This is a genomic window from Pseudomonas sp. 05N434, from assembly GCF_056396965.1.
The window spans coordinates 1-3,240 of sequence record NZ_JBFTMK010000568.1 but is presented as its reverse complement, the minus strand read 5'-3'; the positions used below and the strand labels follow the sequence as shown (position 1 = coordinate 3,240).

The following is a 3,240-nucleotide window of genomic DNA, read 5'->3' as shown; positions in this document are numbered from 1 at the left end:
GGTCAGCGCCGCATTGGTCGAGCAACCGTTGGTGCCGGAGGTCATGCCGAAAGTTGCATTACCGGAGGTGCCGTTGGTGGTGGATGCCAGGAAGTGTGCCGGGGTGCCACGCTGACCTTCGAACAGCATGTTGCCCCAACCGCAGTCCGGACCGCCTGGCGCCTGAGCCATGGCGTTGATGGATACAACGGTGAAGAGAGTACCAAGAAGAATCCGTTTCATAGCTATGTTCTCTTTGTGTGCATACCAATGGACAGGGTGCTGGCCCCTAATGGTGCCAGTGGGCCGGTTATTCGTTCCAGCCGCGCAGTTTGGAGTTTAGGCAGGTTCCAGGGGTTCCGTGATTTTTTGCGAAACATTCCCTGAAAACCTTGATTTTGACCCGCGCGGCCCGTGGATGGGGGCTTGTCTAAGCTTTGGCTTGAGGTGCGCCTTGCCAGTGGGTACGGGCAGCGCCAGAATGCCGTTATCTGCCCCGCCTGATGTAAGGAAGCCCGATGCCTGATCCTGTTGCTGCCAGCTTGCGTCTAGCGCCTGAAGCGCTGACCCGTCCGTTTTCCGCTGAACAGTTCAGCTTCTCTACCACCAATGATCTGGAGCCCTTCCGCGGTGTGCTTGGCCAGGAACGTGCGGTCGAAGCCTTGCAGTTCGGTGTGGCCATGCCGCGCCCCGGTTACAACGTGTTCGTCATGGGCGAGCCCGGCACCGGCCGGTTTTCGTTCGTCAAACGCTACCTCAAGGCCGAAGGCAAACGCCTGCAGACCCCGGCCGACTGGGTCTACGTCAATAATTTCGATGAGCCTCGCGAGCCTCGCGCCCTGGAATTGCCGTCGGGCACCGCCGGCGCTTTTATCGGTGACATCAACGGCTTGATCGACAACCTGCTGGCGACCTTTCCGGCAGTATTCGAGCACCCGTCCTACCAGCAGAAGAAAAGCGCCATCGACCGTGCGTTCAACCAGCGTTATGACCGTGCGCTGGATGTGATCGAGCGTCTGGCGCTGGAGAAAGACGTCGCGCTCTACCGCGACAGCAGCAACATTGCCTTCACCCCGATGAGCGAAGGCAAGGCCCTGGATGAGGCGGAATTCGCCCAGTTGCCGGAAGCCGAGCGCGAGCGCTTTCACGATGACATTTCCGGGCTCGAAGAGCGGTTGAACGAAGAGCTCGCCAGCCTGCCGCAATGGAAGCGCGAGTCGAGCAATCAGCTGCGCCAGCTCAACGAAGAAACCATCACCCTGGCCTTGCAGCCCTTGCTGGCGCCGCTGTCGGAAAAGTATGCGGAAAACGCAGGGGTTTGCGGTTACTTGCAAGCGATGCAGGTGTACCTGCTCAAAACGGTGGTCGAGCAACTGGTGGATGACAGCAAGACCGACGCCATCGCCCGCAAATTGCTTGAAGAGCAATACGCCCCGAGCCTGGTGGTCGGGCATCCGCACAGCGGCGGTGCGCCGGTGGTGTTCGAGCCGCACCCGACCTACGACAACCTGTTCGGCCGCATCGAATACAGCACCGATCAGGGCGCGCTCTACACCACCTATCGGCAGTTGCGACCGGGTGCATTGCACCGGGCCAACGGCGGTTTCCTGATCCTCGAAGCGGAAAAAATGCTCAGCGAGCCATTCGTGTGGGATGCGCTCAAGCGTGCCTTGCAATCGCGCAAGCTGAAAATGGAATCCCCGCTGGGTGAGCTGGGCCGTCTGGCCACCGTGACGCTGACGCCGCAACACATTCCGTTGCAGGTCAAAGTCGTGATCATCGGCGCCCGGCAGCTCTACTACACGCTGCAAGACCTCGATCCGGACTTCCAGGAGATGTTCCGCGTCCTGGTGGATTTCGACGAAGACATTCCGATGGTCGACGAAAGCCTGGAGCAGTTCGCCCAGTTGCTCAAAACCCGTACCTCGGAAGAAGGCATGGCGCCGCTGACCGCGGATGCGGTGGCGCGTCTGGCGACTTACAGCGCACGTCTGGCCGAGCACCAGGGACGTTTGTCGGCGCGAATCGGCGATCTGTTCCAACTGGTCAGCGAGGCGGATTTCATCCGCGACCTGGCGGGTGACGAGATGACTGACGCCGGGCACATCGAGCGTGCGCTCAAGGCCAAGGCTACCCGTACCGGACGAGTTTCGGCGCGGATTCTCGATGACATGCTGGCCGGGATCATTCTGATCGACACCGATGGCGCGGCGGTCGGCAAGTGCAACGGGCTGACGGTACTGGAAGTCGGCGATTCGGCCTTCGGGATACCGGCGCGCATTTCCGCCACGGTGTATCCGGGCGGCAGCGGCATCGTCGACATCGAGCGCGAGGTCAACCTCGGCCAGCCGATTCACTCCAAAGGCGTGATGATCCTCACCGGGTACCTGGGCAGCCGCTATGCCCAGGAATTCCCGTTGGCGATTTCCGCAAGCATCGCCCTGGAGCAGTCCTACGGTTACGTCGACGGCGACAGCGCATCGTTGGGCGAGGCCTGTACGCTGATCTCGGCCTTGTCGAAAACTCCACTCAAGCAGTGCTTTGCGATTACCGGTTCGATCAACCAGTTCGGTGAAGTGCAGGCGGTAGGCGGGGTCAACGAGAAGATCGAAGGCTTCTTCCGGCTCTGCGAGGCTCGCGGCCTGACGGGCGAGCAGGGAGCGATCATTCCTCAGGCCAACGTCGCCACGCTGATGCTCGACGAGAAGGTGCTGGCGGCGGTGCGCGCGGGGCAGTTCCATGTCTACGCGGTGCGCCAGGCCGACGAAGCCCTGAGCCTGCTGGTCGGCGAGCCGGCCGGTACGCCGGATGAGAATGGCGACTTTCCCGAGGGCAGCGTCAACGCGCGGGTGGTGGAACGCTTGCGGGTGATCGCGGAAATGGTCAGCGACGAAGACCTCAAGGAGGCCGAAAAAGAGTTGGCGCAGGAAGCCTTGCTGGAAGTCAAACCGGCCTGAGTCAATCTCGAAACTGAGGAGGCTCCCTGTGGCGAGGGAGCTTGTCGGACCGCCGCACCGCCCCGTTCGGCTGCGTAGCAGTCGTCAAATCGGCGATGAGGTCTGTCTGATAAATTTCGGGGCCGCTTCGCAGCCCAACGGAGCAAGCCCCCTCGTCACATCTCTGGCGTCAATATTTGCACGGCGACCACTCGGCGCCTTCTGGCTGCGGGCCGCGTGCGAGCTGAACTTTTCTTCTATTCTCTGCTCAAGGATATCGACAGTTATCACTGGATCGAGACAGCCTTCCCGTGGAGGCTGAATA

Annotated in this window: 3 protein-coding genes; 1 reads left to right on the top strand and 2 read right to left on the bottom strand. The window is 61.2% G+C overall.

Translation table 11 applies throughout. From position 1 onward, the window contains the following. Positions 1-222: DUF3015 family protein (locus AC1DLB_RS25940; RefSeq protein ID WP_477785906.1), on the bottom strand; the 222-nt coding region annotated here is incomplete at its 3' end. Between the two features lie 275 nt (positions 223-497). Here AC1DLB_RS25940 and AC1DLB_RS25935 point away from each other — a divergent pair. Beyond that, the gene (locus AC1DLB_RS25935) at positions 498-2,936 is read left to right on the top strand and encodes a Lon protease family protein (protein WP_018925874.1); all 2,439 of its coding nucleotides are present in this window, start codon (positions 498-500) and stop codon (positions 2,934-2,936) included. An 84-nt stretch (positions 2,937-3,020) separates the two neighbouring features. Here the strand turns inward: AC1DLB_RS25935 and AC1DLB_RS25930 are convergent. Further along, on the bottom strand, positions 3,021-3,240 hold a 220-nt coding region (locus AC1DLB_RS25930; RefSeq protein WP_477785905.1), incomplete at its 5' end, for a hypothetical protein.

Excerpts from the sequence above, each read along its gene's own strand:
- AC1DLB_RS25935 (WP_018925874.1), top strand. The coding sequence starts at position 498 with ATGCCTGATCCTGTTGCTGCCAGCTTGCGTCTAGCGCCTGAAGCGCTG.